This window comes from Kitasatospora sp. NPDC058218 (assembly GCF_042882445.1).
GTDB lineage: Bacteria > Actinomycetota > Actinomycetes > Streptomycetales > Streptomycetaceae > Kitasatospora.
Genome location: NZ_JBHVWC010000006.1, coordinates 12,309 through 37,598, shown reverse-complemented (window position 1 = coordinate 37,598; position 25,290 = coordinate 12,309). Strand labels below are relative to the sequence as shown.

The window sequence follows — 25,290 nt, the reverse complement described above, 5'->3', positions numbered from 1 at the left end:
CAAGGTCCCGTCCCTCAACGGGACCCCGGGCGAGGGTCACGGGCGGCCGGGGTCCCGTCGTGGGGGCCGGCCGCCGGGTCGGCTCAGTGGAACTGCTCGGCCTCGGTGGAGCCGGTCAGGGCGAGCGTCTCGGCGTTCGGGTTGAGCGCGGTGCTGATCGCGTCGAAGTAGCCGGTGCCGACCTCGCGCTGGTGCTTCACCGCGGTGTAGCCGTCCGCGACGGCGGCGAACTCGGCCTCCTGGAGGTCGACGTAGGCGGTCATGCCGTGCTCCGCGTAGCCCTTGGCGAGCTGGAACATCGAGTGGTTCAGCGCGTGGAAGCCGGCCAGCGTGATGAACTGGAAGCGGTAGCCCATCGCGCCCAGCTCGCGCTGGAACTTGGCGATCCGGTCGTCGTCCAGGGCGGCCTTCCAGTTGAACGACGGCGAGCAGTTGTAGGCGAGCATCTTGTCCGGGTACTGCGCCTTGACGGCCTCGGCGAACTCGCGCGCCTGGGCGAGGTCCGGGGTGCCGGTCTCCACCCAGAGCAGGTCCGCGTACGGGGCGAAGGCCAGGCCGCGCGAGATCACCGGCGCCATGCCCGGCTCGACCCGGTAGAAGCCCTCGGCGGTGCGCTCGCCGGTGCAGAACCGGGCGTCGCGCTCGTCCACGTCCGTGGTCAGCAGGTTGGCGGCGAGCGCGTCGGTGCGGGCCACGATCACGGTCGGCACGTCGGCCAGGTCGGCGGCCAGCCGGGCCGCGTTGAGGGTGCGGACGTGCTGGGCGGTGGGGACGAGCACCTTGCCGCCGAGGTGGCCGCACTTCTTCTCGGAGGCGAGCTGGTCCTCGTAGTGGATACCGGCGGCGCCGGCCGCGATCATGCCCTTGGTGAGCTCGAAGGCGTTCAGCGGGCCGCCGAAGCCGGCCTCGGCGTCGGCGACGATCGGCACCAGCCAGTCCGGGCCGTCGTTGCCCTCGGCGGCGTCGATCTCGTCGGCCCGCAGCAGCGCGTTGTTGATCCGCCGCACCACCTGGGGCACCGAGTTGGCCGGGTAGAGGCTCTGGTCCGGGTAGGTCTGGCCGGCCTGGTTGGCGTCCGCGGCGACCTGCCAGCCGGACAGGTAGATCGCCTGGAGCCCGGCCTTCACCATCTGCACGGCCTGACCACCGGTCAGCGCGCCGAGCGCGTGGACGTAGTCCTGCTCGTGCAGCTGCTTCCAGAGCCGCTCGGCGCCGCGCCGGGCCAGCGTGTGCTCCTCGCGCACCGTCCCGGACAGCCGGACCACGTCGGCCGCCGGGTAGCTGCGCTCGACACCCGCCCAGCGGGGGTCGGACGCCCACCGGGCGGCCAGCTCCGCCGCCTGCTGCTCCTGCTGCTGCCGAACCGACTGCGTCATGATCCGCTCCCGGGAATGCTCGTTGCGAAGGGTGTGAGGGTCTTCACCGCGCGGGTGGAGGTGCGGCCGGGGCGCCGGGCGGGCGGCCTGCGCCGCCGGGACGTGGTTGCCCCCAGGGCCCCCGCCGCCGGGCCCCAAGTGCCCGGCGAAGAGGGTGGTTCGTGGTGCGCCTTCCGGCCGCAGCACCGACTCTGGCACCCCCGGTTCGTGCCGTCACCGCTGGACGGCGGCCAACTTCTGCGAAGCGAATCCTGCGAATCTGCGAAGCCTGCGAAGGGTCCCGGGGTCGGACGTGCGGCTATGCTGCCGGGCACCGGACGGGTCGAGGGCAAGGGGAGACGACCGGATGGGAAGGACCTTCGCCGGCGCGCGGCTGCGCCGGCTGCGCGAGGACCGCGGGCTCAGCCAGGCCGCGCTCGCCCGGCTGCTCGAACTGTCCCCCAGCTACCTCAACCAGCTGGAGCACGACGCCCGCCCGCTCACCGTCCCGGTGCTGCTGCGCCTCACCGAGGCCTTCGGCGTCGACGCCGGGTACTTCGCGCCGCCGGACACCGCCCGGCTCACCGCCGAGCTGCGCGACTCGCTCGGCGAGGAGCTCACCGCCGGCCGCCTCACCCCGGGCGACCTGGACGACCTCGCCGCCCGACTGCCCGCCGTGGCCCGGGTACTGATGGACCTGGGCCGCGGCCGCCGGGCCGCCGCCGAGCAGCTCGCCGTCCTCACCGGGGACCGCGGCCCGGTCGCCGACACGGCCCGCACACCGCACGAGCTGGTCCGCGAGTTCTTCTACCGCCGCCGCAACTACGTCCATGAACTCGACATCGCCGCAGAGGAGTTGGCCGAAGGGATCGGGCTGAGGCGGGGCGGGGTCAGGACGGTCCTCGCCGAGCGGCTCGCGGCCGCGCACCACGTCCGGCTGGCCACCGGGGGAGAGAGCCTGCACACGTACGACCCGGCCGGCCGGGTGCTGCGGCTCTCCGACCGGCTGCGCCCCGGCCAGCAGGCGTTCCGGATGGCCACCCAGCTGGCCTACCTGGAACACGACGCCCTGCTCGGTGAACTCGCTGCCCAGGACAGCGCACCGGGGTCGACCGCGTGGTCACTGACCCGGATCGGCCTGGCCAACTACTTCGCCGCCGCGCTCGTCCTGCCCTACCGGGTCTTCCACGCCGAGGCGGAGGCGGCGCGCTACGACATCGAGCACCTCGCCGACCACTTCGGACTCGGCTACGAGACGGTCTGCCACCGGCTCAGCACGCTCCAGCGGCCCCGGCTGCGCGGGGTGCCGTTCTCCTTCGTCCGGGTCGACCGGGCCGGCAACGTCTCCAAGCGCCAGTCCGCGACCGACTTCCACTTCTCCCGCACCGGCGGCACCTGCCCGCTCTGGAACGTCTACGAGGCCTTCGCCGCCCCCGGCCGGGTGCACGTCCAGGTCGCCGCGATGCCCGACGGGCGGCGCTACCTCTGGACCGCCCGGGCGGTGTCCCGCTCACCGGGTGGCTGGGGGCGGCCGGGCAAGACCTTCGCCATCGGCCTGGGCTGCGAACTGCGGCACGCCGGGCGGCTGGTGTACTCCGCCGGTCTCGACCTCGGGGACGAGGCGGCCGCGACCCCGATCGGTCTCGGCTGCAAGGTGTGCGAACGCCCGGCCTGCCCGCAGCGGGCCGCGCCCGCGGTCGGCCTCCCGCTGGCGGTCGACGAGCACACCAGCACCTTCGTGCCCTACCCCGTCCGGGTCGAACCGGCGGCCCGGCCGGGCGACTGAGCGGGGCCGGGGGCCGTCCGGGCCGCTCCGACGGTGCGGTCCGGGCGCTGCCCACGCCACCATCCGCGATCCGGACAATCGCTGACGCGGCGCCGTCGATGGGCCTAGGGTGGGCGGTGCAGTCGGTTCGCCATGTCCTCCAGCCATGGCGTCGCAAGAGGGAACCCGGTGGGAATCCGGGACTGCCCCGCAGCGGTGAGTGGGAACGACCGCCGTCACATGCACTGGGCCCAGACGGGCCCGGGAAGCGACGGCCAGTAGGTGTCCGCCTCGATCAGAGGTGGACGTGCCCGCGAGTCCGAAGACCTGCCACTGCCCGCGTGCACCCCGCACGCGGTGATCTCGGTGACCTCGAGGGCGGGTCGGCGGAGCGGGCGGGCCCATCCTGGTGCCGTGCCCCCACTGTCGTACCTCCACGCCGTCGTGCTCTCCCGGGATCGCAGCGCGACTCGCGAAGGAGAGTTCCGTGTCACCGAGTTCCACCACCCCCCAGGCCACCGTGTACGGCTACCCGAGGCAGGGTGCCAACCGGGAGCTGAAGAAGGCCGTCGAGGGGTACTGGGCCGGCCGCGTCACCGCCGCCGCCCTGCACGCCACCGCCGCCGGACTGCGCCGTGAGAACTGGCGCCGGCTGACCGAGGCGGGCGTCACCGAAGTCCCCACCGGCGACTTCTCGCTCTACGACCACGTGCTGGACACCACGGTCGCGGTCGGCGCGATCCCGGCCCGCCACCGCGCCGCCGTCGAGGCCGACCCGCTGGACGGGTACTTCGCCATGGCCCGCGGCACCCAGGACGTCGCGCCGCTGGAGATGACCAAGTGGTTCGACACCAACTACCACTACCTGGTGCCCGAGTTGGGCCCGGGCACGGTGTTCGCGGCCAACTCCGCCAAGCCGGTCGCCGAACTGCGCGAGGCCCTCGAACAGGGCCACCGCGGCCGGCCGGTGCTGGTCGGGCCGCTGACCTACCTGCTGCTCGCCAAGCCCGCCCCCGGCGTGGCCGCCGACTTCGAGCCGGTCACCCTGCTGGACCGGCTGCTGCCCGTCTACGCCGAACTCCTCGCCGACCTGCGCGCCGCGGGCGCCGAGTGGGTCCAGCTCGACGAGCCGGCCCTGGTCCAGGACCGCACCCCGGCCGAGCTGAACGCCGCCGCCCGCGTCTACCGCGAGCTGGGGGCGCTCACCGACCGGCCGAGCATCCTGGTCGCGACCTACTTCGACCGCCTCGGCGAGGCCCTCCCCGTCCTGGCCAAGGCCCCGATCGAGGGCGTCGGCCTGGACTTCACCGGCCCGGGCGCCGCCAACCTGGACGACCTCGCCGCCGTCGGCGGCCTGCCCGGCAAGCGCCTGGTCGCGGGCGTGGTGGACGGCCGCAACATCTGGATCAACAACCTGGAGAAGTCCCTCGCCACCCTGGGCACGCTGCTCGGCCTGGCCGGCCGGGTGGACGTCGCGCCGTCCAGCTCGCTCCTGCACGTGCCGCTCGACGCCGACGCCGAGCGCGACCTCGACCCGCAGGTCGCCCGCTGGCTCGCCTTCGCCCGCCAGAAGACCGAGGAGATCACCGTCCTCGCCCGCGGCCTGCGCGAGGGAGTGGACACCATCGCGGCCCAACTGGCCGCCAACCGCGCGGACCTGGCCTCCCGCGCCGCGTCCGCGCTGACCCACGACCCGGCCGTCCGGGCCCGGGTCGCCGCCACCACCCCCGAGGACGCCCGCCGCGCCCAGGCCTACCCGGAGCGCGCCGTGGCGCAGCGGGCCCGGCTGAACCTGCCGCTGCTGCCGACCACCACCATCGGCTCCTTCCCGCAGACCGCCGAGCTGCGCGTCGCCCGGGCGGACCTGAGGGCCGGGCGCATCGACGACGGCACCTACCAGGACCGGATGCGGGCCGAGGTCCGCGAGGTGATCGCCTACCAGGAGAAGGCGGGCATCGACGTCCTGGTGCACGGCGAGCCGGAACGCAACGACATGGTGCAGTACTTCGCCGAGCAGCTGACCGGCTACCTGGCGACCCAGCAGGGCTGGGTGCAGTCCTACGGCACCCGCTACGTCCGCCCGCCGGTGCTGGCCGGCGACATCTCCCGCCCGCACCCGATGACCGTCGACTGGTACCGCTACGCCGCCGATCTGACGGACCGTCCGGTCAAGGGCATGCTCACCGGCCCGGTCACCATGCTCGCCTGGTCCTTCGTCCGGGACGACCAGCCGGTCGGCGACACCGCCCGGCAGGTCGCCCTGGCCCTGCGGGACGAGGTGACCGACCTGGAGGCGGCCGGCGCGTCCGTCATCCAGGTCGACGAGCCGGCGCTGCGCGAGACCCTGCCGCTGCGGGCGGCCGACCGCCCCGGCTACCTGGAGTGGGCCACCGAGTCGTTCCGGCTCTCCACCTCCGGCGTCCGCGCCGACACCCAGGTCCACACCCACATGTGCTACGCCGAGTTCGGCGCGATCATGACCGCCATCGACGAGCTCGACGCGGACGTGATCTCCCTGGAGGCGGCCCGCTCGCACATGGAGGTCGCCCACGAGCTCGCCGAGGCCGGCTATCCGCGTGAGGTCGGTCCGGGCGTCTACGACATCCACTCGCCCCGGGTGCCGAGCACCGAGGAGGCGGCCTCGCTGCTCCGGGCCGGGCTGGCCGCGATTGGGGCGGAGCGGCTCTGGGTCAACCCCGACTGCGGTCTGAAGACCCGCGGTTGGACGGAGACCCGCGCCTCGCTGGAGCACCTGGTGGAGGCCGCCCGGGTGGTCCGCGCCGAGCTGGCGGGCTGACCGGCCGATCAGTGCGCCGGGACGGGGGCGACCGCTGCGGCCGCACCCGTCCCGGCACCGGCCGCCGGGAGGAACTTCAGGTAGGTCGCGCCCGTGCTCTTCAAGTGGCGAAGGCGACATGACGACTCGTTGACGGTGCTTCCGCCTGCGTGGTCTGATGAACCGTTTTTCATCCTCGGCAGTCAGGGGAAGCCGGTCCAACTCCGGCGCTGACCCGCAACCGTAGATCCGCCCTCCGGGGTGGATGAGCCGGAATGCCTGCGCCGTGGAGTTCGTCAGCAACACATGCGTCGTCGCGGACTACGACGCGGTCCGGGCAGCCCCCCACGGCGGGGGCCGCCGGCTGCGCCGTCGTTCCCGCGTCGACCGACCAGGGAGCCGCCGGTGAGGGTCAGCAGCAGTCGCACACGTCACAGAGGCCGGGACCTCGCGTCCCTGCTGGTCACCGGGGCCGTCGCGGTCGCCGCGGGTGGCGCCGTGCTGCTCGGGCACCCCGGGAGCGCCGCAGCCGACCCGATCGAGGAGTGCACCGCGACGACCGGCGCGATCGTCGCCGTCGACTTCGGCCACTGGGGCGGCGGCGTCGTGCGCGGCTGCGACGCCCACCCCACCACCGGGATGAACCTGCTGCACGCCGCGGGATTCACCACCACCGGCACCGAGCACGACGGCCCGGCCTTCATCTGCCGGCTCGGCAACGGGACCTTCGACAGCGGCACCCAGTACCCGACCGCCGCCGAGGAGACCTGCGTCAACACCCCGCAGGCCACCGCGTACTGGTCGTACTGGATCGCCGAGGCCGGCCAACAGTCCTGGTCCTACAGCCGGTTCGGGGCCGGCTCGCAGAAGCCCGAGCCCGGCGAGGTCGAGGCGTGGGTCTACGGCGGCACCGACGTCGGCGGCACCAGCGGGGCACCGACCTTCACCCCGGACTCCGTCCGCGCCAAGAACAGCGGCCCTTCGCCGTCCGCCTCGCCGTCCGCGTCCCGCTCGCCGTCCTCGCCCTTCCCGAGCCGGACCGGCCCGCCGCCCGCCACCGGCGACCCCGCCACCACGACGCCGACCCCGCCCGCCGGGAAGACCCCCGACCTGGCCAGGGGCAGCGCCTACCTGACCGACCCGGCGCACCTGATCGACGGCGACTACTACGAGGCCTTCCCGAGCTTCGCCGACTTCGGCCTCACCATCGACGGCGCCTACGCCCTCGCCGCGACCGGCACCGACGACGCCGCCCTGCGCAGGATCGTCGACTTCCTGGACCAGCAGGGCAAGGACGCGGGTGACCGCACCGTCAACGACTGGACCGGCATCGGCACCGAGTACGCCGGTGGCGGCTCGATCGGCAAGGAGGCGCTGCTCGCCGAGGCCGTCGGCCGCGATCCGCGGGCCTTCGGCGGCCACGACCTGATCGCCGCCCTGGCCCTGGCGGTCTGCGCCCGGCCCGCCCCGGACACCGGCTGCGAGGCGGCCGGCAACTACACCTGGGCCACCTCGGTGTTCTCCCAGTCGCTCGGCATCATGGCCCAGTTGCGGGCCGGCGACACCGCGAACGCCGCCGCTCCGATCGGCTACCTGAAGAGCCTCCAGCACGCCGACGGCTCCTGGCCGAGCCTGATCCCCGCCACCGGCGACTCCGACGTGGACAGCACCGCGATGGCCGTGATGGCGTTCGCGCTCGTCCCCGGGGACGAGGCCGCGCAGGCGGTCGACAAGGGGCTGGCCTGGCTGGCCGGCCGGCAGCTGGCCGACGGGGGCTTCCCCGGCGCGGCCGGTGACTCGACCAACTCGGCGGCCCTCGCCGTCCAGGGCATGACCCTGCGGCAGTCCGCCTACAGCGGGCAGATCGCCAAGGCGCGCGACTTCCTGGCGGGCCGGCAGAACGGCGACGGCGGTTTCAACGTCGCCTCCGCCGGCCAGCAGGGCTCGGACGTCCGCGCCTCCACCCAGGCGCTCGGCGGCACCACCGGGATCTCCTTCGGCACGCTGCACCGGGACCTCGGCGGCACGCCGACGCCGACGCCTACCGCGACTGCGACGGCCACCGCCACCGGCACACCGACGCCCACGGCCACGGCCACGGCGACGCCCACGGCCACGGCCACGGCCACCGCCACGGCGACGCCCACGCCCACCACCACCGCGACCGGAACGCCGACGGGTACCGGCTCGCCCACCCCGACCGCGTCCCCGACGGGCACCGGTACCCCCGTGCCCGCCGGTACGTCCACGGTCGTCCCGGCGCCCACCGGCGACGCGGCGGGGGGCAACCCCGCGGCCCGGGTGCCCGCTGCCCACGCCCCCGGCGGCAACGGCGCGCCCGTGCGGGACGCGGGTGCCGGCGTCGCGGCCCCCGTGGTCCGCGCGGACGGCGACAGCCTCGCCCGGACCGGCACCGACGCCCTGGGCCTGGCCCTGGCCGCCGGAATGCTGACCGCCGCCGGCGCCGCAGCCGTCCTCGCCACCCGCCGCCGCTCGGCCGCCGGCCCGGGGCGGCACCGGTGATCCGGCGGATCGGCCGGCTGCTCGGAGCCGCCGGCGTGACGTTCGCCCTGGCCCTCGGCGGGGTCGGGGCGGGCGCCGCCCCGGCGGCCGCGACCCCGCTGCCGATCGAACAGTGCACCACCACCTCCGGCGTGGTGCTCGCGGTGGACTTCGGCAAGTGGGGCGGCCCGCTGTTGCGCTCCTGCGGCACCACCCCGACCACCGGCCACACCCTGCTCAACCAGGGCGGTTGGAAGACCACCGGGACGGGGCACGACGGCCCGGCCTTCATCTGCCGCATCGGCTACAGCGGCTTCCAGGGCGGCAAGCAGTACCCCACCCCGGACCAGGAGAAGTGCGTCCTCACGCCCCCGGCCGCGGCCTACTGGTCGTACTGGCACGCCGACCCGGGGGAGAACAGCTGGTCCTACAGCCAGCTCGGCGCGATGAGCTTCCAGCCGAAACCCGGCAGCGTCGACCTGTGGATCTTCGGTGGCACCAACATCGAGGGCACCGAGGGGCGCCCCACCTTCTCGCCCGACACCGTGCGGGCGCACAACACCACGCCGGGCGGCGGCTCGGCCGTCACCCCGCCGCCGGCCGGCGGCGGTACGGCGGGCGGCAGCGGGTCGGGGTCCACCGGCGGTACCGGTGGCACGGGTGCGGGTGGTACGACCAGCGGTGGCACGGGTGCGGGTGGTACGAGCGCCGGTGGTACGAGCGGCGGCTCCGGCACCGCGGGCGGTGCCGGAGCCAGTGGCACCGGCTCCGGCTCCATGACCGGTGGCACCGGCGGCAGTTCGGGCGCAACCACCGGGGGGACGAAGCGACCGCCCGCGGCCGCCGGGACGAGCGGTTCGTCCGGCGGTACGGGTGGCCGCACCCCACCGGTGAGCCCGCCGGCCGACGTGCCCGCACCGGCCACCCCCGAGCCCGAGACCCCCGCCACGTCCGACGAGACGCCCTCCGCCCAGCCCTCGGACACCCAGCCGTCGGAGACCCCGCCGGCCACCGACACCACCGGTGCGGCGCCGACGGTCACCGGGAGCCCCGCCCCCTCCGTGCTCGCCGGCGGCCCCGTGGTGGTGAACGCGGCCCCGGCCGCCGACGCCCCGCACGACGCCGGATCGATGGTCCCCGCCGTGGTCGGGACCGCCCTGGTGGTGGCGCTCGGCGTGGCCACCGTGGTCACCGCGCGCCGGCGCCGACGACAGGCCGAGTGATCCGGTGACCATGCTCGACAAGCGCTCCGCCGGCTCCCCGACCCCCGCCCCCGGGCGGGCCGCGGGGGGCCGGCGGAGCCCGCGCAACCTCCACCCGTTGGCCTGGTGGACCTGGGCGCTCGCACTGGCGACCGCGGCCAGCCGCACCACCAACCCGCTGCTGCTCCTCCTCGTCCTCGCCGTGCTCGGTTATGTGGTCACCGCCCGCCGTACCGAGGCCCCGTGGGCACGCGGGTTCACCTACTACCTGTGGGTGGCCCTGACCGTGGTGGCGATCCGGGTGGTCTTCCGGTGCGTCTTCGCCACCGGCATCACCCCGCACGACCACCTGCTCTTCTCGCTGCCGCACATCCCCACGCCCGCCTGGTACGCGGGCATCCAGCTCGGCGGACCGGTCTCCCTGGAGGCGACCCTGTCCGCGGCCTTCGACGGGCTGCGCCTGGCCTGTCTGATCTGCTGCATCGGCGCCGCCAACACCCTGGCCAACCCCAAGCGGGCCCTGCGCGTCCTGCCCGGCGCCCTGTACGAGCTCGGCGTCGCCGTGACGGTGTCGCTCAGCGTCGCCCCGCAGCTGGTGCAGAGCGTCCAACGGGTGGCCCGGGCACGGCGGTTGCGCGCCGGTCGGAGCAGGGGCGTCCGCGCGCTGCGCAGCATCGTCGTCCCCGTGCTGGAGGACGCGCTGGAGCGTTCGCTGCACCTGGCCGCCGCGATGGACTCGCGCGGCTACGGACGCTCGGGCACCGCGACCCGCCGCTCCCGGCGGATGACCGGCGCCCTGATGCTGCTCGGCATGTGCGGCCTCTGCGCCGGGGTGTACGGACTCCTGGACGGCACCGCCCCCGCCGCCCTGGGGCTCCCCGCGCTGCTCGCGGGCGCCCTGCTGTGCATCGCGGGCCTGGCGCTCGGTGGCCGTCGGGTACGGCGCACCACCTACCGGCCGGACCGCTGGCGGGCCGCCGAGTGGGGCGTCGCCGGCTGCGGCGTGGCCGCCGCCGTCCTGCTGTTCGGGACGGTCGGCTACGCCGCCACAGACCTCAACCCCTCCCTCTATCCGCTGAGTTGGCCGAGCCTGCCGATCGTCCCGGTGCTCGCGCTGCTGCTGGCCGGCGCCGCCGGGGCCATCGCGCCGCCGCCCGGCCGCTCGCCCGGACCCGTGGTGCTCCCCGGGCAGCGCCCGGCCGCTCCCGCACGGGAGACCCGCGGCACCGACACCGACCGCCCGCACACCGAGGTGACCAAGTGATCCGATTCGACCAGGTCGCCGTGGTGTACGACGGCCGGACCACCCCCGTGCTGCGCGATGTCGACCTGCACATCCCGGAGGGCGAACTCTGCCTGGTGGTGGGCCGCACCGGTGTCGGCAAGTCGACGCTGCTCGGCGCCGTCAACGGCCATGTGCCGCACTTCACCGGCGGCACCCTGCGCGGCCGGGTGAGCGTCGACGGCCGGGACACCGCGCACCACCCGCCGCGCGAACTGGCCGACGTGGTGGGCGTGGTGGGGCAGGACCCGCTGGCCGGCTTCGTCACCGACACGGTGGAGGAGGAGCTCGCCTACGCGATGGAGCAGTTGGCCGTACCGCCGGACGTCATGCGCAAGCGCGTCGAGGAGACCCTCGACCTGCTGGGCCTCGCCGATCTGCGCCACCGCGCGCTGTACGAGCTCTCCGGCGGCCAACAGCAGCGCGTCGCCATCGGTTCCGTGCTGACCGCCCACCCCCGCGTCCTGGTCCTGGACGAGCCGACCTCCGCACTGGACCCGACCGCCGCGGAGGAGGTGCTCGCCGCGATCACCCGACTGGTCCACGACCTGGGCGTCACCGTGCTGCTCGCCGAGCACCGCCTGGAGCGGGTCGTCCAGTACGCCGACAAGGTCGCCTACCTGCCCGGCGACGGCACCGTCGTGCACGGGCCGCCCGCCGAGGTCTTCCGGGGCACCGCGATCGCGCCGCCCGTCGTCGACCTCGGCCGGCTGGCCGGCTGGCGCCCGCTGCCGCTGTCCGTGCGCGACGCCCGCCGCGCCGCCGCCCCGCTCCGGGAGCGGCTGGCCGCCCGCCCCGCCCCGGCGCCGCGCCGCGCACCCGTCGCGGGGGAGGCGGTGCTGACCGCCGAGCGGATCGTCGTCCGCTACGGGCCGGTGACCGCCGTCCGGGAGGTCTCCCTGGAGCTGCGGGCCGGTCAGGTCACCGCGCTGATGGGCCGCAACGGCTCCGGCAAGTCGTCCCTGCTCTGGGCCCTCCAGGGCTCCGGCCCCCGGCAGGGGGGCGCCGTCAAGGTCGCCCGCGCCGACGGCGAACCGGCCCGGGATCCCAAGCGGACCTCGGCCGCCGAGGCCCGCCGCCTGGTCGGCCTCGTCCCGCAGACCCCGACCGACCTGCTGTACCTGGAGTCGGTGGCCCAGGAGCTGGCGCAGAGCGACCGGGAGGCCGACCTCGGCACCGGCCCGTCCGCGCGGCGGATCCTGGACCGGCTGGCCCCCGGCATCCCCGACGAGACCCACCCCCGTGACCTCTCCGAGGGCCAGAAGCTGGCCCTGGTCCTGGCGATCCAGCTGGCCGCCGCCCCCCGGGTGGTCCTGCTGGACGAACCCACCCGCGGTCTGGACTACCAGGCGAAGGAGTCGCTGACCGGCATCGTCGACGCGCTCGCCGCCGAGGGCCGCACCGTGGTGGTCTCCACCCACGACGTCGAGTTCGTCGCCTCCGCCGCCGACCGGGTGGTGGTGATGGCCGAGGGCGAGGTTGTCGCGGACGGCCCGACCGCCGAGGTCATCGTCGCCTCGCCCACCTTCGCCCCGCAGACCGCCAAGATCCTCGCCCCGCTGCCCTATCTGACCACCCGCCAGGTCGCCGCGGCCCTCGCACCGGCGGAGGCCGTCCGGTGACGACCACCACCCGCGTCGCCGTCCGGATCCCCGGCCGGGCCCGCATCGTCGTGGCGCTGGCCGCGTTCATCGGGCTGGTCGCCTTCACCTGGCCGTTCGTCGTCGCGCCCGGGAAGTTCGGGTCCTCCTACGCTCCGCCGCTGATCTTCGGCGCCCTGCTGATCCTGGTGCTCGGTGTGGTCGTCGCCGAGATCTCGGCCGGCGGCATCGACGCCAAGGCCCTCGCGATGCTCGGCGTGCTGTCGGCCGTCAACGCGGGCCTGCGCCCGCTCGGTGCCGGGACGGCCGGGGTGGAGACGGTCTTCTTCGTCCTCGTCCTCGCCGGGCGGGTCTTCGGCCCCGGCTTCGGCTTCACCCTGGGTTGCACCTCGCTGTTCGCCTCCGCCCTCCTCACCGGCGGTGTCGGCCCCTGGATGCCGTACCAGATGTTCGGCTGCGCCTTCGTCGGCATGCTCGCCGGGCTGCTGCCGAAGCTCCGGCGCCGCTGGGAGGTGCCGATGCTGGCCGTGTACGGCGCGGGCTCCGGGTACCTCTTCGGCTTCCTGCTGAACCTCTCGTTCTGGCCGTTCTCGACCGACCCGAACAGCTCGATCGCCTATCTGCCCGGGCTGCCCTTCACCGAGCAGTGGCACCGCTACCTGCTCTTCGACCTGGCCACCTCGCTCGGCTGGGACACCGGGCGCGCCGTCACCACCTTCGTCGCGGTGCTCGTCGTCGGCCCCGCGGTGCTCACCGTCTTCCGCCGCGCGGCCCGGCGGGCCAACTTCGAGCCGACGGTGCGCTTCGAGGGCCCGGACGACTCCGGGGCCGCCGCTCGCGACCTGCCCGGTGCCGCCGCCGGGGGCCGGGTCTGACGTCGACCCCACGACCCCGCGTCGCCGCGTCGGGGCCGTCAGAGGGTGGTGATCAACCCGCCGTCGATGCGGAAGTCGGCGCCGGTCACATTGCCGGCGCGGTCGCCGGCGAGCCACAGGACCAGGTCGGCGACCTCCTCCGGCCGGGTGAAGCGTCCGGTGGCCGACTCGGCCGCGGCCCGCCGGACGACCTCCTCGGCGCTGCCGCCACCGGACTTCGCGACGGTCGCGGCGACGCCCTCGGTGCCGAGCCACAGGGCGGTCTCGACCGGGCCGGGGCTGATGGTGTTCACCCGGACGCCCCGGGCGGCGACCTCCTTGGAGAGGGACTTGCAGAAGTTGGCCAGCGCCGCCTTCGCCGCGCTGTAGTCGATGACCGCCGGGTCGGGCAGTGCGGCGTTGACCGAGCTGATGGTCACGACGGCGGCGCTGCCCCGTTCGAGGAGGTGGGGCAGCGCGGCGCGGGTGGTGCGGACGGCGGTCAGGAAGTTGACCGCCAGCGCCTGCTCCCAGTCGACGTCGGTGACGGACAGGAAGCCGTCTGGGCGCGGGCGGACGGCGCCGACGTTGTTCACCAGCAGGTCGAGCCCGCCGAAGTGGGAGACCGCCTCGTCGACCGCCCGGGCCGGACCGTCCACGGCGGTGAGGTCCACCTGCAGGGGCAGCACGTCGGAACTGCGGCTGAGGCCGGCGAGGTCCTCGGTCACGGTGCGGGAGGCGGCCAGCACGCTGACGCCCTCGGCGGCGAGCGCCCGGGTGACGGCGAGGCCGATGCCCTTGCCCGCCCCGGTGACCACGGCCGCCTTGCCCGACAGGTGCAGGTCCATCACCGACTCCTCCAGCGCGCCGCCCGGTCCCGCCCCGCCCGGTCGGGCGGGGCCCACGCTGGAACCCTCGCAGCAAAGCCCCCGGGTCGCATCCGGGCGTCCGGTCCCCGCGCCCGGCGGGGAGGGCGGGCCGGTCAGGCCGGGCCGGCCGCCAGGTCACCCGGGGTGGTCCACTCCTCGGCGAGGAGGCCGAGCACGACCTCGTCGCTGTACGCGCCGTACGTCCAGGCGGAGCGGCGCAGGGTGCCTTCGAGGGTGAAGCCGACGCGGGTCGCGGCGGCGATCATCGGCAGGTTCTCGGCGAGGGTGTCGACCTGGAGGCGGTGCAGTCCGCGGACGGTGAAGCCGTAGTGGCACAGCAGGGTGACGACCTCGCGGGCCAGGCCCCGGCCGCGGAACGCCGGGCGCAGGGAGATGCCCAGGTGGGCGGTGCGGTTGTGGGTGTCGATGCCCCACAGCAGGGCCTCGCCGGCCAGCTCGCCCGAGGGGAGGGTGGTGACGGAGAAGCAGGCCGCCTCCTCCGAGGGGGCGGAGACCGCGTACGGGGACTCGGCCGCCCCCGGCGAAATGGGCTGCCAGGGGCGGGAGTCGGCGCGGGAGCGGGTGACGACGTCGTCGTACAGCTCGGCCTGCAGGACGGGGATGTCGGCCTCGTGTCTGGCCCGGAGAGCGATCTTGGCGTTATGTAGCATGTCACATTGCTACCAGGGGCGCGGGTGATCGCACCAGTGAATTGGGAGCCGGTGCGGATCGCTCCCCGGGGCGGCGACCCACTGGGCCCGGGACGCCCGACTGACCTACCATCAGATCCTTCTTCCCCGGAGGGTTCTCATGCGTCGGATCGCCGTTGTCGGAGCGGGCCAGGCGGGCCTGCAGTTGGCGCTCGGGCTGCTCGCGGGCGGGTACGGGGTGACGCTGGTGGCGGCGCGGACCGCGGCGCAGGTGCGCGGCGGTCCGGTGCTCTCCACCCAGGCGATGTTCGGCCCGGCGCTGCGGATCGAGCGGGCGGCGGGGCTGGACGAGTGGGCCGGGGAGGCGCCCGCGGTCTCGTCCGTCCGCTCGGTGCTCGCGGCGCCGCCGGGGGTGCGGGCGCTGGAGTTCACCATGACGCTCGACGAGCCGGCCCAGTCGGTGGACCAGCGGCTGAAGACGGCCCGCTGGCTGGAGCTGGTCGCCGAGCGCGGCGGCCGGGTCGAGTGCCGCACCCTGGACCGCGCGGGCCTGCGGGAGCTCGCCGAGCGGCACGAACTGACGGTGGTGGCCGCCGGCCGGGGCGAACTCGCCGGGATCTTCGAGCGGGACGCGCGGCGCTCGCCGCACGACGCCCCGCAGCGGGCGCTGTCCTGCCTCTACGTCCACGGGGTCGGCTCGCCCGATCCGGCGACGGAACCGAGCGCGCGGATGCACGCCCTGCCCGGCCTGGGGGAGTTGTACCTGCAGCCGGCGCTGACCCTCTCGGGGCCGTGCGCGATCCTGCTCTGGGAGGCGGTGCCCGGCGGACCGCTGGACTGCTTCCCCGACCGCCCGGGCCCCGCCGCGCAGTTGGCCCGGATCCGCGAGGTGCTGGGCGCGTACCTGCCGTGGGAGGCCGAGTTGTGGAGCGCCGCCGAGCCGACCGACGCGGGGGCCGGCCTGTACGGGGCGCTCACCCCGACGGTCCGCCGGCCGGTGGCGCGGCTGGACGGGGGCGCCGGGGACGTCCACGTGCTCGGCATCGGCGACGCGGTGGTGCTGAACGATCCGATCACCGGCCAGGGCGCGAACAGTGCCGCCCGGGCCGCGGACGCCTATCTGCGGGCGATCACCGAGCGCGGCGGGGCACCGTTCACGCCCGAGTGGATGCACGACACCTTCGAGCGGTTCTGGCGACGGCACGCCCGCCACACCGTCGACTTCACGGCCACGATGCTGGCGATGCCGGACCACCTGCAGGGCGTCTTCGCCGCCGCCGCGGAGCACCCGGCGGTGGCCCGCCGGCTGGCCAACACCTATGCCGAGCCGGACGACTACGCCGCCTGGCTCGCCACCCCGGAGTCGACCGCGGCCTACCTGGCCTCGGTCGGCCGGGACGAGGACCGACCCGGGTGACCTCGCCGCGCTCCGGTCAGGCCTCGGCGCGCCCCGCGTACCGGGCGAGCAGGAGGTCCACGCCGGAGTCGATCAGGGCGGCCAGGTGCGCGTCGTCGAGCACGGTGTCGGAGGCGAAGGTCGTCATCAGCTGGGGGACGCCGAGGGTGACGGCCACCAGCTGCTGGACGGCGAGTTCCGGCTCGGGGGCGGTCAGCCTCCCGAGCCGGTCCAGCTCGGTGAAGGCCTCGGTCAGCGGCCCGTTGATCATGTCGTAGCTGAGCCGGTACCAGAGCCGGCCCAGTTGCGGGAAGCGCTCCGTCTCGCCGATGACCAGCCGGCGCAGCGACATGATGTCGGGTCGCAGCAGGACGCGGGCCCACGCGGTGGTGAGGTCGATCAGGGCCGCCCGCAGGTCGGGGGCCCGGACGAGGGTGGAGGTGCAGGATTCGAGCCCGGCGTAGGTCGTGGGCAGCACACCGCCGATGACGGCCAGGAACAGGCGCTCCTTGCTGCCGAAGTGCTTGTAGATGGTCGCCTTGGAGACGCCGGATCGGCTGGTGATCACGTCCATGGACGCGGCGGAGTAGCCCTCGGCGAGGAACTCGGTGAGGGCCGCGTCGATGATCGCGCGGCGCTTGCGCTGGGCGGCGTCGGTGGGGTCCGGGATGATCGGGATGCCGTACTCGTCCGTCGCGTCCGCTGTGTCGGCGCCCATGGCGGTGTCCTCGGGGTTCTGGTCCTGGCTGCGGGGTGCCCCAGTGTATGAACTGAACGGTTCGGTACGCAAAGGCGGCGGGGCCGGCCGACCGGGGGGGTCGGGCCGGGTTCACCGGGGGAGCCGCCCCATCAGGCCGAGGCCGAAGTCCCGCTGGGCCTGGTGCAGCTCGGCGACGGTGTTCATCACGAAGGGCCCGCTGCGGGCCACCGGCTCCCCGATCGGCTCGCCGGCCAGCACCAGGACCTCGGCCGCCCCGCCCGGGGCCTCGACGCCGAAGCGCTCGCCGTCCCGGGCGAGCACCGCGAGGTGGCCGTCCGGGAGCTGCGCGTCGGGGGTGGCGGCCTCGCCGGACATGACGTACAGCATGGCGTTGTGGCCGACGGGGGCGGTGAACTCGGCCCGACCGCCGGCCGGCAGGCGGGCGTGCACGACGAGCACCGGGGTCTGGGTCGCGAACGGCCCGGTGACGCCGTGGGTGCTGCCGGCGAGGACGGTGAGTTCGGCGCCGTCGTCGGTGGTCACCACGGGCAGGTCGGCGGCCTCGGCGTTCTGGCTCTGCGGCGGGAGCGTCTTGAGGCGGGCCGGCAGGTTGACCCAGATCTGCAGCATGTGCTGCAGCCCGCCCGCGGCGAGGAACTCCTCGGTGGGCAGGGCCTCGTGGACGATCCCGGAGCCGGCGGTGAGCCACTGCACGCCGCCGGCGCGGACGACGGCGTGGTGGCCCCGCGAGTCGGCGTTCGCGATGTCGCCGGCGATCACGTACTGGATGGTCTCGAAGCCGCGGTGCGGGTGCGGCGGGGCGCCCTTGGCCTCGCCCGGTGCGAGTTCCACCGGGCCGACCTGGTCGACCATCAGGAACGGGTCGAGGAAGGGCAGGTCGGCGGTGGGGAAGGGGCGGCGGACCGGGAAGCCCGCGCCCTCGTGGGTGTGGACGGGGCGGGCGACTCGGACGGTGGACCGCGTGGCGGTGGTGGTGGTCATGGGCTCAAATGAACTACACGATTCAGTTCACTGTCAAGACTGAACCGTTTGGTTGACTCAATGAACTGATCGGTTTAGTTTCTCGGTGTCGCGCCGCTTCACCGAGCGGCCGTCACCTCCCCTCCCGTCCAGCACCGTCGAAGGAGCGTCCGACATGGCCGTCCCGGTCACCGCCACCTACCTCGGCACCGCCACCGTCCTGCTGCGGATCGGCGACCTGACCGTCCTCACCGATCCCGCGCTGGACCGGGCCCCCGCCGACTACCCGGCCGCCCGCCCGCTGCGCCGCACCGCCGGTGCCGCGCTCGGCGCCGAGGACCTACCGCCCATCGACCTCGTCCTGCTCTCCCACGACCAGCACGCCGACAACCTCGACCGCGCGGGCCGGGAGGTGCTCGGCCGGGCCGGGAGGGTGCTCACCACCCCCGAGGCCGCCGAGCGGCTGGGCGGCGCGGCGACCGGCCTCGCCACCTGGGAGAGCGTGCGGTGCACCGCCGGTGCGACCACCGTCACCGTCACCGCGACCCCGGCGCGGCACGGACCGGCCGGCACCGAGCCGGTCACCGGCCCGGTCACCGGCTTCGTGGTGGAGTACGAGGGCGGCACGCTCTACATCTCCGGCGACACCACCCGCCACGACGCCCTGGACGAGATCGGCGAGCGCTTCACCGTCGACACGGCCTTCCTGCACCTCGGTGACGCGCACTTCCCCGCCACCGGGGACCTCGCCTTCTCGCTCAGTGCGGCCGAGGGCGCCGAACTGGCCCGGACGCTCGGTGCCCGCCAGGTGGTCCCGCTGCACTTCGAGTCCTGGGAGCACTTCGTCGAGGACCCGGACCGCATCGCCGAGGCGTTCGCCGCCCCCGACCTGGCCGGGCGGCTGCGGAGGCTGCCACCCGGCTCGCCCGAGGCGCTCTGACCGTCGGCCTCAGCCGACCGGCCGGGACAGGATCGCGGTGACCAACTCGGTGATGCCCCGCTCCCGCAACACGCCGTAGTGGTCGCCGGCCAGTTCGAGCACGGTCGGCGGCGCGGCCGAGTAGCCGGAACTCCCCTCGATGAAGGAGTAGTCGTCGCCGGCGGCCTTGACGATGGTCACCGGGGCGTCCAGCCGCCGCCGCGCGAGTTCGCCGAAGCTGTAGTCGAACTCGTAGGTCTCCCCGACGATCCGGGCGATCCGGCGGATCAACTCCTCGCCGAGCTCCGGCAGGATCCGGTGGACGAAGGCCGTGAAGCCGTCCTCGTCGTGCGCCTCGGCCAGGCACGCGTCCAGGTCGGGCCCGGCGACCGAGCCGGCGAAGACCGAGTAGAGGATGGCCACGTAGGCGGGGTTGCGGTACGAGGCCTCGCGCCCGTGCCGCTCGCCGTCGCCCCGGCGCAGCTCGGGGTTGCCGGGGCAGATCAGCAGCAGGTCCGCCACCCGGTCGCCGGCCTGCTCCAGCTGCCAGGCCGTCTCGAAGGCGACCCGGGCGCCGAAGGAGTAGCCCCACAGGGTGTAGGTGCCCTCGGGCTGCACCCGGCGGATCTCCGCGAGGTCGGCCGCGGCCATCTCCCGGATCGTCGGGTACGGCGTCTCACCGGCGTTGATGCCGTGCGCCTGGATGCCGTAGAACGGCCGGCCCACGGTGCGCCCGAGCAGGCGCAGGTTCATCGGGTAGCCGCCGAGCCCCGGCCAGCAGAACACCGGGCCGCCGGCGCCCCCGCGGTGCAGCGGCACCAGCCGCGACCCGGGCTCGCCCGCGTCGTCGTCGATCCGGGCGGCCAGGTCGGCCAGTTTCGGGCTCTCGAAGAGGACCTGCAGCGGCAGCCGGGTGCCGAACTCCCGGTTGAGCCGGTTGATCAGCGCCACGGCGATCAGCGAGTTGCCGCCGGCGGAGAAGAAGTCGTCCTCCACCGAGACGTCCTCGTACCGCAGCGCACCGCCCCAGGCCGCGGCGAGCCGGTGCTCGGTCGGCGTCGACGGCGGGACGTGCGGGCCGCCCGCGTCCGTGCCGCGGACCGCCGCGCTCGCGGCGAGGGCCTTCGCGTCGACCTTGCCGTTGGCGGTCAGCGGCAGCTCGTCCAGGACGAGGACCTTGTTGGGGAGCATGTAGTGGGGCAGGACGGCGGCCAGTTCGTCCCGGACGATCTCGGCCGGGCCCTTCATGTGGACGGCGTCCTCGATCATGCCCTCGCTGTGGATCTGCTCCCCGCTCACCCTCCCGCCGAGGAAGAAGTACGACGGGCCCGGCTCGATCCCGCAGGAGGCCAGCACGGCGTCGATCCGCCGCGCGGCCGGCAGCGGGTGCCCGGACTTCGAGCTGTAGCCGGCGGACATGAACCCGAGGCCGAGGTCGACGCCGCGGCGCTGCAACCGGTGCAGGGCCGTGCCCAGGCCGAGGTACTCCAGCCACGGCTCGTCGGCCCGGCTGACGGCGGTGATGCCGAAGCCGGCCCGCTCGTACACCTGCTGGTTGATCGCGATCACGTGCCTCGACCGCACGAGCTCGTCCGAGATCCGCGTCAACGCGCCGTCCGCGTAGCGGTACTGGCCGGCGGGCAGGCCCTCGACGCCCCCGGGGTGGGCCTGGACGTAGAACTCGGTGCGGTCCGGCCGCGGCCGGCCGTCGGCGGGGCCGATCCCGAAGGAGCCGAGGTAGTGGTCCTCCTCGGCCACGTCCAGCCCGGCCCGGACGGACGGCAGGATGCCGAGCGGCCGGATGTCCAGCCCGTGGTCGGGCAGCACCTCCTCGAACACGCCCACCATGTGGCCGGCCTCGAACTCCAGCACCTCCAGGATGTTGTTCCGGTACACCGGCGCGATCGCACGCCGCTTGCCGAGGAAGTGGACGGTGAGGCCCGGGCCCCCGGCGCCGTCGCCGACCCGCACCAGGGTGTGCTCGACCGGGTGGTAGTAGTACACGCCGGCGTCGAGCCCGTCGCCGCCGCCCGTCTCCAGGTACAGCTGGGTGGCGTACAGCGCGCCGGGGGAGGCGTAGGCGTACTTCGGCAGCAGCCGCTCGGCGCTGTGGAACTGCCCGAACCACCGCAGTGTCCCGCCCAGTTCGGCGAGGCCTGGCGCGGGGCCCGGGGCGCCGGGGCCCGGCACGGCGGGCGGGGCGAGCAGCGCCAGCAGGTCGTCCCGGGTGACCGGTCCGCCCTCGTAGAAGCGGTAGGTCTTGCGGGCGAAGGTCTCGCGCCGCTGCCGCGCGCTCTCCCGCTTGCCGGGCAGCGCCACCACCGGCCGGCCGGCCAGCTCGTCGGCGTCCCGCACGCCCGGGTCGGACAACTGCGCCCGGACCTGGAGCCGGCTCGCCTTGGACTGGTGGTGGCCGCCGTGGTTCCCCTGGTCCATCAGGGCCGCCTCCTTGGGGTTCAGCTCGACGCACGCCACCAGGTTCCGGTGGCCCGTCCGCGGGTCGTCGGTGACGATCGCCGCCGCCCGGCGGACCCAGGTGTGCTCCTCGATGGCGAGCGCGATCTCGTCCAGCTCGACCCGGTAGCCCCGCAGTTTGACCTGGTTGTCCACCCGGCCGGCGCACTGGAGCGTGCCGTCCGGGTTCCAGTGGGCGAGGTCCCCGGTGCGGTACAGGCGTTCGCCCGGGAGGTGGGGCGAGGCGACGAAGCGCTCCGCCGTCAGATCGGGCCGGTTCAGGTAGCCGCGGGCGAGTTGGACGCCGCCGATGTAGAGCTCGCCGGTCGCGCCCGGCTCCACCGGTGCCAGCTCCCCGTCGAGGACGAAGCAGTGGGTGCGGTCGACCGGCACCCCGATCGGCACCGACCCGGCGTCCTCGCCCACGGCGGCGGCGTCGACGAGGTGGGCGGTCGCGTTGATCGTGCACTCGGTCGGCCCGTACAGGTTGACCAGCGTGGCCCGCGGCAGCTCGGCGGCCAGGGCGCGGGCGAGCCGGCGCGAGAGCGCCTCGCCGCCCGAGTACAGCCGCCGGAGCGTGTCGCAGCTGCCGAGGCGTTCGGTGTCCAGCAGCGCCTGGAGCAGGGTGGGCACGCACTGCAGCGTGGTCACCCCGTGCTCCCGGACGGTGTCGATCAGGGCCTCCGGGTCCCGGTAGACGCCCGGCGCGCCCATGATCACGTGCGCGCCGCCGGCGGGCGCCAGGATCTCCCACTGCGCCGCGTCGAAGCTCATCGGCGTCTTCTGCAGCACGGTGGCGTCCGTCCCGAGGTGCCCGCGGGCGACCAGCCAGCGCAGCTGGGACACGATGCTGTGGTGCTCGATCATCACGCCCTTGGGCCGGCCGGTGCTGCCGGAGGTGTAGATGACGTACGCGAGCGACTCCGGCCGGGGGCTCGGCGGCGGGTCGCCCGGGCCCTGGCTCTGGTGCGGGAACGGGTGGGCGGCGCCGTCGGCCCCGGCCTCGTGCACCTCGTGGATGTCGTGCGGGTCGGCGCAGGTGACGATCCGGGTGCCCGGCGGCGCGAGCTCGGCCAGCCGGCTGCGCAGGTGCTCCTGGGTGACGATCACCCCGGTCCGGCTGTCCTCGATCATGTAGCGGATCCGGTCCTCCGGGTACTCCGGGGAGAGCGGCAGGTAGGCGGCCCCGGCGTGGAGGATTCCCCAGGCCCCCACCATCAGCTCCGGCGAGGGGTCGACGTAGAGGCCGACGCAGTCGTCGGCCCCCACTCCGAGGTGGTGCAGGCGGGCGCCCAGTGCGGCGGCGGCGGCCGCGAGTTCCCGGTAGCTGAGCCGTGTGCCGCCGCCGGTCACGGCGACGGCGTCCGGCCGGGCGGTGACCTGCAGGTCGAGCAGGTCGGGCAGGTTTCGGGCGCGGCGGGTGTCGTGGACGGTGAGCTGCACGGACTGTGCGGACATGGTGGGATCCCCATCGGGTGGCGAAGGCGGCTGACGTCGCCCGGCGTACCGGGCCTGTCACCCAAGCTCCGCCGCCCGCTGTCCCGGCCGCCTGGGGCACGGGCCGTCTCTTCCACCCGGTCGCGGTCCGGTGACGCCCGGGTCATGTCCCGGGCGCCGCGCCCGGAGCCGGGCCGCTGGTCCCGGCGGCGCGGCCGGGCTCCCGTTCGCGCACCCGTCAGGTGCCTTCCTGCCAGCCCGCGGTCGCGGCGCCGCGCTCCTGCCACTGCCTCACCCCGGGGCCGTCCGGCTCGTGGCGGCGGCAGAACCGTTCGAGGGCGGCGCACCGGGCCACCATGGCGGCCCGGCGGACCGGCCACGCCGGCACCGGCCGGCCGTAGGCCTCGAAGAGGTGGACGAGTTCGCCGCGGTGCTCGGCGTGGTGCGTCCGCACGATCCACTCGCACCAGGCCAGGTCCTCGACCGGGTCGCCGAGGTGCGCGAACTCCCAGTCGACCAGGGCGGTGACCTGGCAGGTCTCCGGGTCCAGGAGCAGGTTGTTGGGCCCGAAGTCACCGTGGCACAGCACCTTGCCGCCCTCCTGCGCATCCGCTCCCAGCAGGCTCGGGGCGGTCTCCTGGAGGCGGCGCAGCAGCGTCCCGCAGGCCGCCAGGACCTGCGCCGCACGACCCGACGCCATCAGCTCCTGGCCGTGCGTGCCGGCCACGAACCCGAGGGTGAGGGTCCCGTCGGCCAGGCCGTGCACCGGGGGCACGGGCAGCGTCCCCCGCAGCCGGGTCAGCCAGGCGTACTCCCGTGCACGCCGGAGATCCGCGTCGGGGCCCCGGTAGGTCTTCTCCACCACCGCCCCGTCGCCGACGGTGCGGTTGGTGTAGCCGTGCTTCAACGGGCGCATCCGGAGATCATCGGTCACGGCGCCGCGCTGCGGCCACCCGGATTCCGGACCGCGCCCGCGCTCGCTCGCTCCTAGCCCGGTCCGTCGCCGTGGCCCACCGGGTCCGGTACGGGCTCCAGCAGGGCGGCGCCGTTGTTGCGGACGCTGTTGACGGCGGTGGAGACCGGCCGGACCGCGAGTTCGTCGCCGGCCGGGGTGTGCAGGAGCCGCCGCAGTTCCGCCGGGTCGGTGTGTTCGGGGTCGAGCCAGGCGTCGAGGTCGTCCGGGCCGATGGTGAGCGGCATCCGGTCGTGGACCCGGCCGGCCGCGTCGGTGGCGTCGGTGGTGATGATCGTGGCGGTGGTGAGCCAGGCCGCCGGGTCGTCCTCGGGCAGCGAGCGGTCGCGCCAGAACTCGTACAGCCCGGCCATCACCAGCGGGCCGCCGGCCCGGGGGTGGAGGTAGTACGGCTGCTTGTAGGCCTTGCGGCCCTCGGCGGCGGCCACCCGCACCCACTCGTAGTAGCCGTCGGCGGGCAGGACGCAGCGGCGCTTGGCGAAGGCGGAGCGGAAGGCGGGCTTCTCGTGCACCGTCTCGGCCCGGGCGTTGATCAGCTTCGCGCCGGTGGCCGGGTCCTTCGACCAGGAGGGGACGAGCCCCCACCGCACCGGGCGGAGCCGGCGGGCGAGTTCGCCCGTCTCGCGGTCGACCCGCTCCAGCACCGTCCACACCGGGTCCGTGGGGGCCACGTTCCAGCTCGGCGCGAGGGTCTCGGCCGGGGTCCAGCCGGTCACCCCGAGCAGGCCGAGCAGGTCCTGGGGCGTGGTGGTGGAGACGAAGCGGCCGCACATGGGCGCCACTCTGCCACCACCGGGCCGGTGGGGCCACAGACCCGGGCCGGCGGGCGGTGCCGGGGGCCGCTCAGCGGCGGGCCGGGCGCCACATGGTCGAGACGACGTGGCCGGAGGGGACGGTGACCCGGTCGAGCTCGCGGAAACCCGCCCGTTCGTAGCGCTCGTTGTTGGCGGGGTTGCAGGACTCCAGGTAGGCGGCGGCGCCGAGGGCGTCGATCCGGGCGAGGTTCTCGGCGAGCAGGCCCATGCCGTAGCCGTGGCCGCGATGGTCGCCGTGAGTGGCGAGCAGGCTCAGGAAGAAGTGCGGTTCGGTCCGCGGGTGGGCCGCTTCGAGGATGGCGAGGATGTCGAGCAGGCCGTCGGCGGTGGCCCGGTCGGTGATGCCGAGCAGGAACTCCTCGAAGGTCTCCTGCTCCTCGGGGCTGAGGTCGGTGCCGCCGGGCGGGATCCAGAGCGCGGCGGACTCGACGTTCGCCGTCACCAGCGTCCAGGGGTAGCGCAGCGCCGAGGTGGCGAACAGGCGCCACATCGCGGAGGCCTGGGCCGCCCGCCGTTCGCGGTCGGGGAACGCCGGCCCCCAGAGCGGGTCGTCGAAGAAGGCGGTCGTCAGGGTGGCGACGATCGCGTCGACGTCGGCGGACGTCGCGGTGCGGACGGTCACGGGTGGGGTCGATCGGTTCACTGCGCCACCTTCGGAAGGCCGGGAGAGGGTGAACGTCAGCGTACGACGGTGCCGGGTGCGCGGGGCGGGACAGGGGACACGGACGGGCGCCGTCCCCCCGCGCGGTGCGGGGGGAC

18 protein-coding genes, 1 pseudogene and 2 riboswitches are annotated in these 25,290 nt (G+C 74.8%); of the genes and pseudogenes, 10 read left to right on the top strand and 9 right to left on the bottom strand.

Annotation, left to right across the window (positions count from 1 at the left end):
- Window positions 1-83 precede the first annotated feature (83 nt).
- Window positions 84-1,376: an isocitrate lyase gene (gene aceA / locus ACFVYI_RS05180; protein WP_387881732.1), complete on the bottom strand. Its 1,293-nt coding sequence runs from the start codon at window positions 1,374-1,376 to the stop codon at window positions 84-86.
- A gap of 346 nt (window positions 1,377-1,722) precedes the next feature.
- On the opposite strand from aceA, the gene ACFVYI_RS05175 reads away from it, so the two are divergent.
- The 8 genes and pseudogenes from ACFVYI_RS05175 (at window position 1,723) to ACFVYI_RS05140 (ending at window position 13,358) form a co-directional block, all read left to right on the top strand.
- Window positions 1,723-3,141: a short-chain fatty acyl-CoA regulator family protein gene (locus ACFVYI_RS05175; RefSeq protein WP_387881730.1), complete on the top strand. Its 1,419-nt coding sequence runs from the start codon at window positions 1,723-1,725 to the stop codon at window positions 3,139-3,141.
- Window positions 3,142-3,247: 106 nt separating this feature from the next.
- A riboswitch (cobalamin riboswitch) is annotated at window positions 3,248-3,470 on the top strand.
- Window positions 3,471-3,607: 137 nt separating this feature from the next.
- Window positions 3,608-5,917: a 5-methyltetrahydropteroyltriglutamate--homocysteine S-methyltransferase gene (gene metE / locus ACFVYI_RS05170; protein WP_387881729.1), complete on the top strand. Its 2,310-nt coding sequence runs from the start codon at window positions 3,608-3,610 to the stop codon at window positions 5,915-5,917.
- A gap of 130 nt (window positions 5,918-6,047) precedes the next feature.
- A riboswitch (cobalamin riboswitch) is annotated at window positions 6,048-6,198 on the top strand.
- 103 nt (window positions 6,199-6,301) lie between these two features.
- The gene (locus ACFVYI_RS05165) at window positions 6,302-8,419 is read left to right on the top strand and encodes a prenyltransferase/squalene oxidase repeat-containing protein (protein ID WP_387881727.1); all 2,118 of its coding nucleotides are present in this window, start codon (window positions 6,302-6,304) and stop codon (window positions 8,417-8,419) included.
- A 17-nt stretch (window positions 8,420-8,436) separates the two neighbouring features.
- Window positions 8,437-9,175, top strand: a pseudogene (locus ACFVYI_RS05160) (hypothetical protein); the annotation flags it as partial.
- Between the two features lie 113 nt (window positions 9,176-9,288).
- Entirely contained in the window at window positions 9,289-9,621 is a 333-nt protein-coding gene (locus tag ACFVYI_RS05155) for a hypothetical protein (RefSeq protein WP_387881725.1), read from the top strand.
- A gap of 10 nt (window positions 9,622-9,631) precedes the next feature.
- Window positions 9,632-10,864 carry a CbiQ family ECF transporter T component gene (locus tag ACFVYI_RS05150; protein ID WP_387881892.1) on the top strand — a complete coding sequence of 411 codons (1,233 nt, stop codon included), beginning with the start codon at window positions 9,632-9,634 and terminating at the stop codon, window positions 10,862-10,864.
- Window positions 10,861-12,504 (top strand): ABC transporter ATP-binding protein, encoded by a 1,644-nt coding sequence (locus ACFVYI_RS05145; RefSeq protein WP_387881723.1) that lies wholly within the window; start codon window positions 10,861-10,863, stop codon window positions 12,502-12,504. Before ACFVYI_RS05150 ends, ACFVYI_RS05145 begins: the two co-directional genes overlap by 4 nt.
- Entirely contained in the window at window positions 12,501-13,358 is an 858-nt protein-coding gene (locus ACFVYI_RS05140) for an ECF transporter S component (RefSeq protein ID WP_387881721.1), read from the top strand. The genes ACFVYI_RS05145 and ACFVYI_RS05140 overlap by 4 nt, the downstream gene beginning before the upstream one ends.
- A 38-nt stretch (window positions 13,359-13,396) precedes the next feature.
- Here ACFVYI_RS05140 and ACFVYI_RS05135 read toward each other — a convergent pair whose 3' ends face one another.
- Window positions 13,397-14,185, bottom strand: a complete 789-nt coding sequence (locus tag ACFVYI_RS05135; RefSeq protein WP_387881719.1) for an SDR family oxidoreductase — start codon at window positions 14,183-14,185, stop codon at window positions 13,397-13,399.
- 134 nt (window positions 14,186-14,319) lie between these two features.
- Entirely contained in the window at window positions 14,320-14,877 is a 558-nt protein-coding gene (locus tag ACFVYI_RS05130; protein WP_387881717.1) for a GNAT family N-acetyltransferase, read from the bottom strand.
- A gap of 139 nt (window positions 14,878-15,016) precedes the next feature.
- On the opposite strand from ACFVYI_RS05130, the gene ACFVYI_RS05125 reads away from it, so the two are divergent.
- Window positions 15,017-16,273: a styrene monooxygenase/indole monooxygenase family protein gene (locus ACFVYI_RS05125; RefSeq protein WP_387881715.1), complete on the top strand. Its 1,257-nt coding sequence runs from the start codon at window positions 15,017-15,019 to the stop codon at window positions 16,271-16,273.
- A gap of 16 nt (window positions 16,274-16,289) precedes the next feature.
- On the opposite strand, the gene ACFVYI_RS05120 is transcribed toward ACFVYI_RS05125, so the two are convergent.
- Window positions 16,290-16,970 carry a TetR/AcrR family transcriptional regulator gene (locus ACFVYI_RS05120; protein WP_387881714.1) on the bottom strand — a complete coding sequence of 227 codons (681 nt, stop codon included), beginning with the start codon at window positions 16,968-16,970 and terminating at the stop codon, window positions 16,290-16,292.
- Between the two features lie 111 nt (window positions 16,971-17,081).
- On the bottom strand, window positions 17,082-17,954 hold the full coding sequence (locus ACFVYI_RS05115; protein WP_387881712.1) for a pirin family protein: 873 nt from the start codon (window positions 17,952-17,954) through the stop codon (window positions 17,082-17,084).
- Window positions 17,955-18,108: 154 nt separating this feature from the next.
- On the opposite strand from ACFVYI_RS05115, the gene ACFVYI_RS05110 reads away from it, so the two are divergent.
- The gene (locus ACFVYI_RS05110) at window positions 18,109-18,873 is read left to right on the top strand and encodes an MBL fold metallo-hydrolase (protein ID WP_387881710.1); all 765 of its coding nucleotides are present in this window, start codon (window positions 18,109-18,111) and stop codon (window positions 18,871-18,873) included.
- Between the two features lie 9 nt (window positions 18,874-18,882).
- Here ACFVYI_RS05110 and ACFVYI_RS05105 read toward each other — a convergent pair whose 3' ends face one another.
- From ACFVYI_RS05105 to ACFVYI_RS05090, 4 genes are all read right to left on the bottom strand, one after another.
- Complete coding sequence (locus ACFVYI_RS05105; protein ID WP_387881708.1) at window positions 18,883-22,764, bottom strand: amino acid adenylation domain-containing protein; 3,882 nt, start codon at window positions 22,762-22,764, stop codon at window positions 18,883-18,885.
- Window positions 22,765-22,981: 217 nt separating this feature from the next.
- Window positions 22,982-23,677, bottom strand: coding sequence for a phosphotransferase family protein (locus ACFVYI_RS05100; protein WP_387881706.1), 696 nt, complete (start codon window positions 23,675-23,677; stop codon window positions 22,982-22,984).
- 53 nt (window positions 23,678-23,730) lie between these two features.
- Window positions 23,731-24,489: an SOS response-associated peptidase gene (locus tag ACFVYI_RS05095; protein WP_387881704.1), complete on the bottom strand. Its 759-nt coding sequence runs from the start codon at window positions 24,487-24,489 to the stop codon at window positions 23,731-23,733.
- A gap of 70 nt (window positions 24,490-24,559) precedes the next feature.
- Complete coding sequence (locus tag ACFVYI_RS05090; RefSeq protein ID WP_387881702.1) at window positions 24,560-25,174, bottom strand: GNAT family N-acetyltransferase; 615 nt, start codon at window positions 25,172-25,174, stop codon at window positions 24,560-24,562.
- Window positions 25,175-25,290 lie beyond the last annotated feature (116 nt).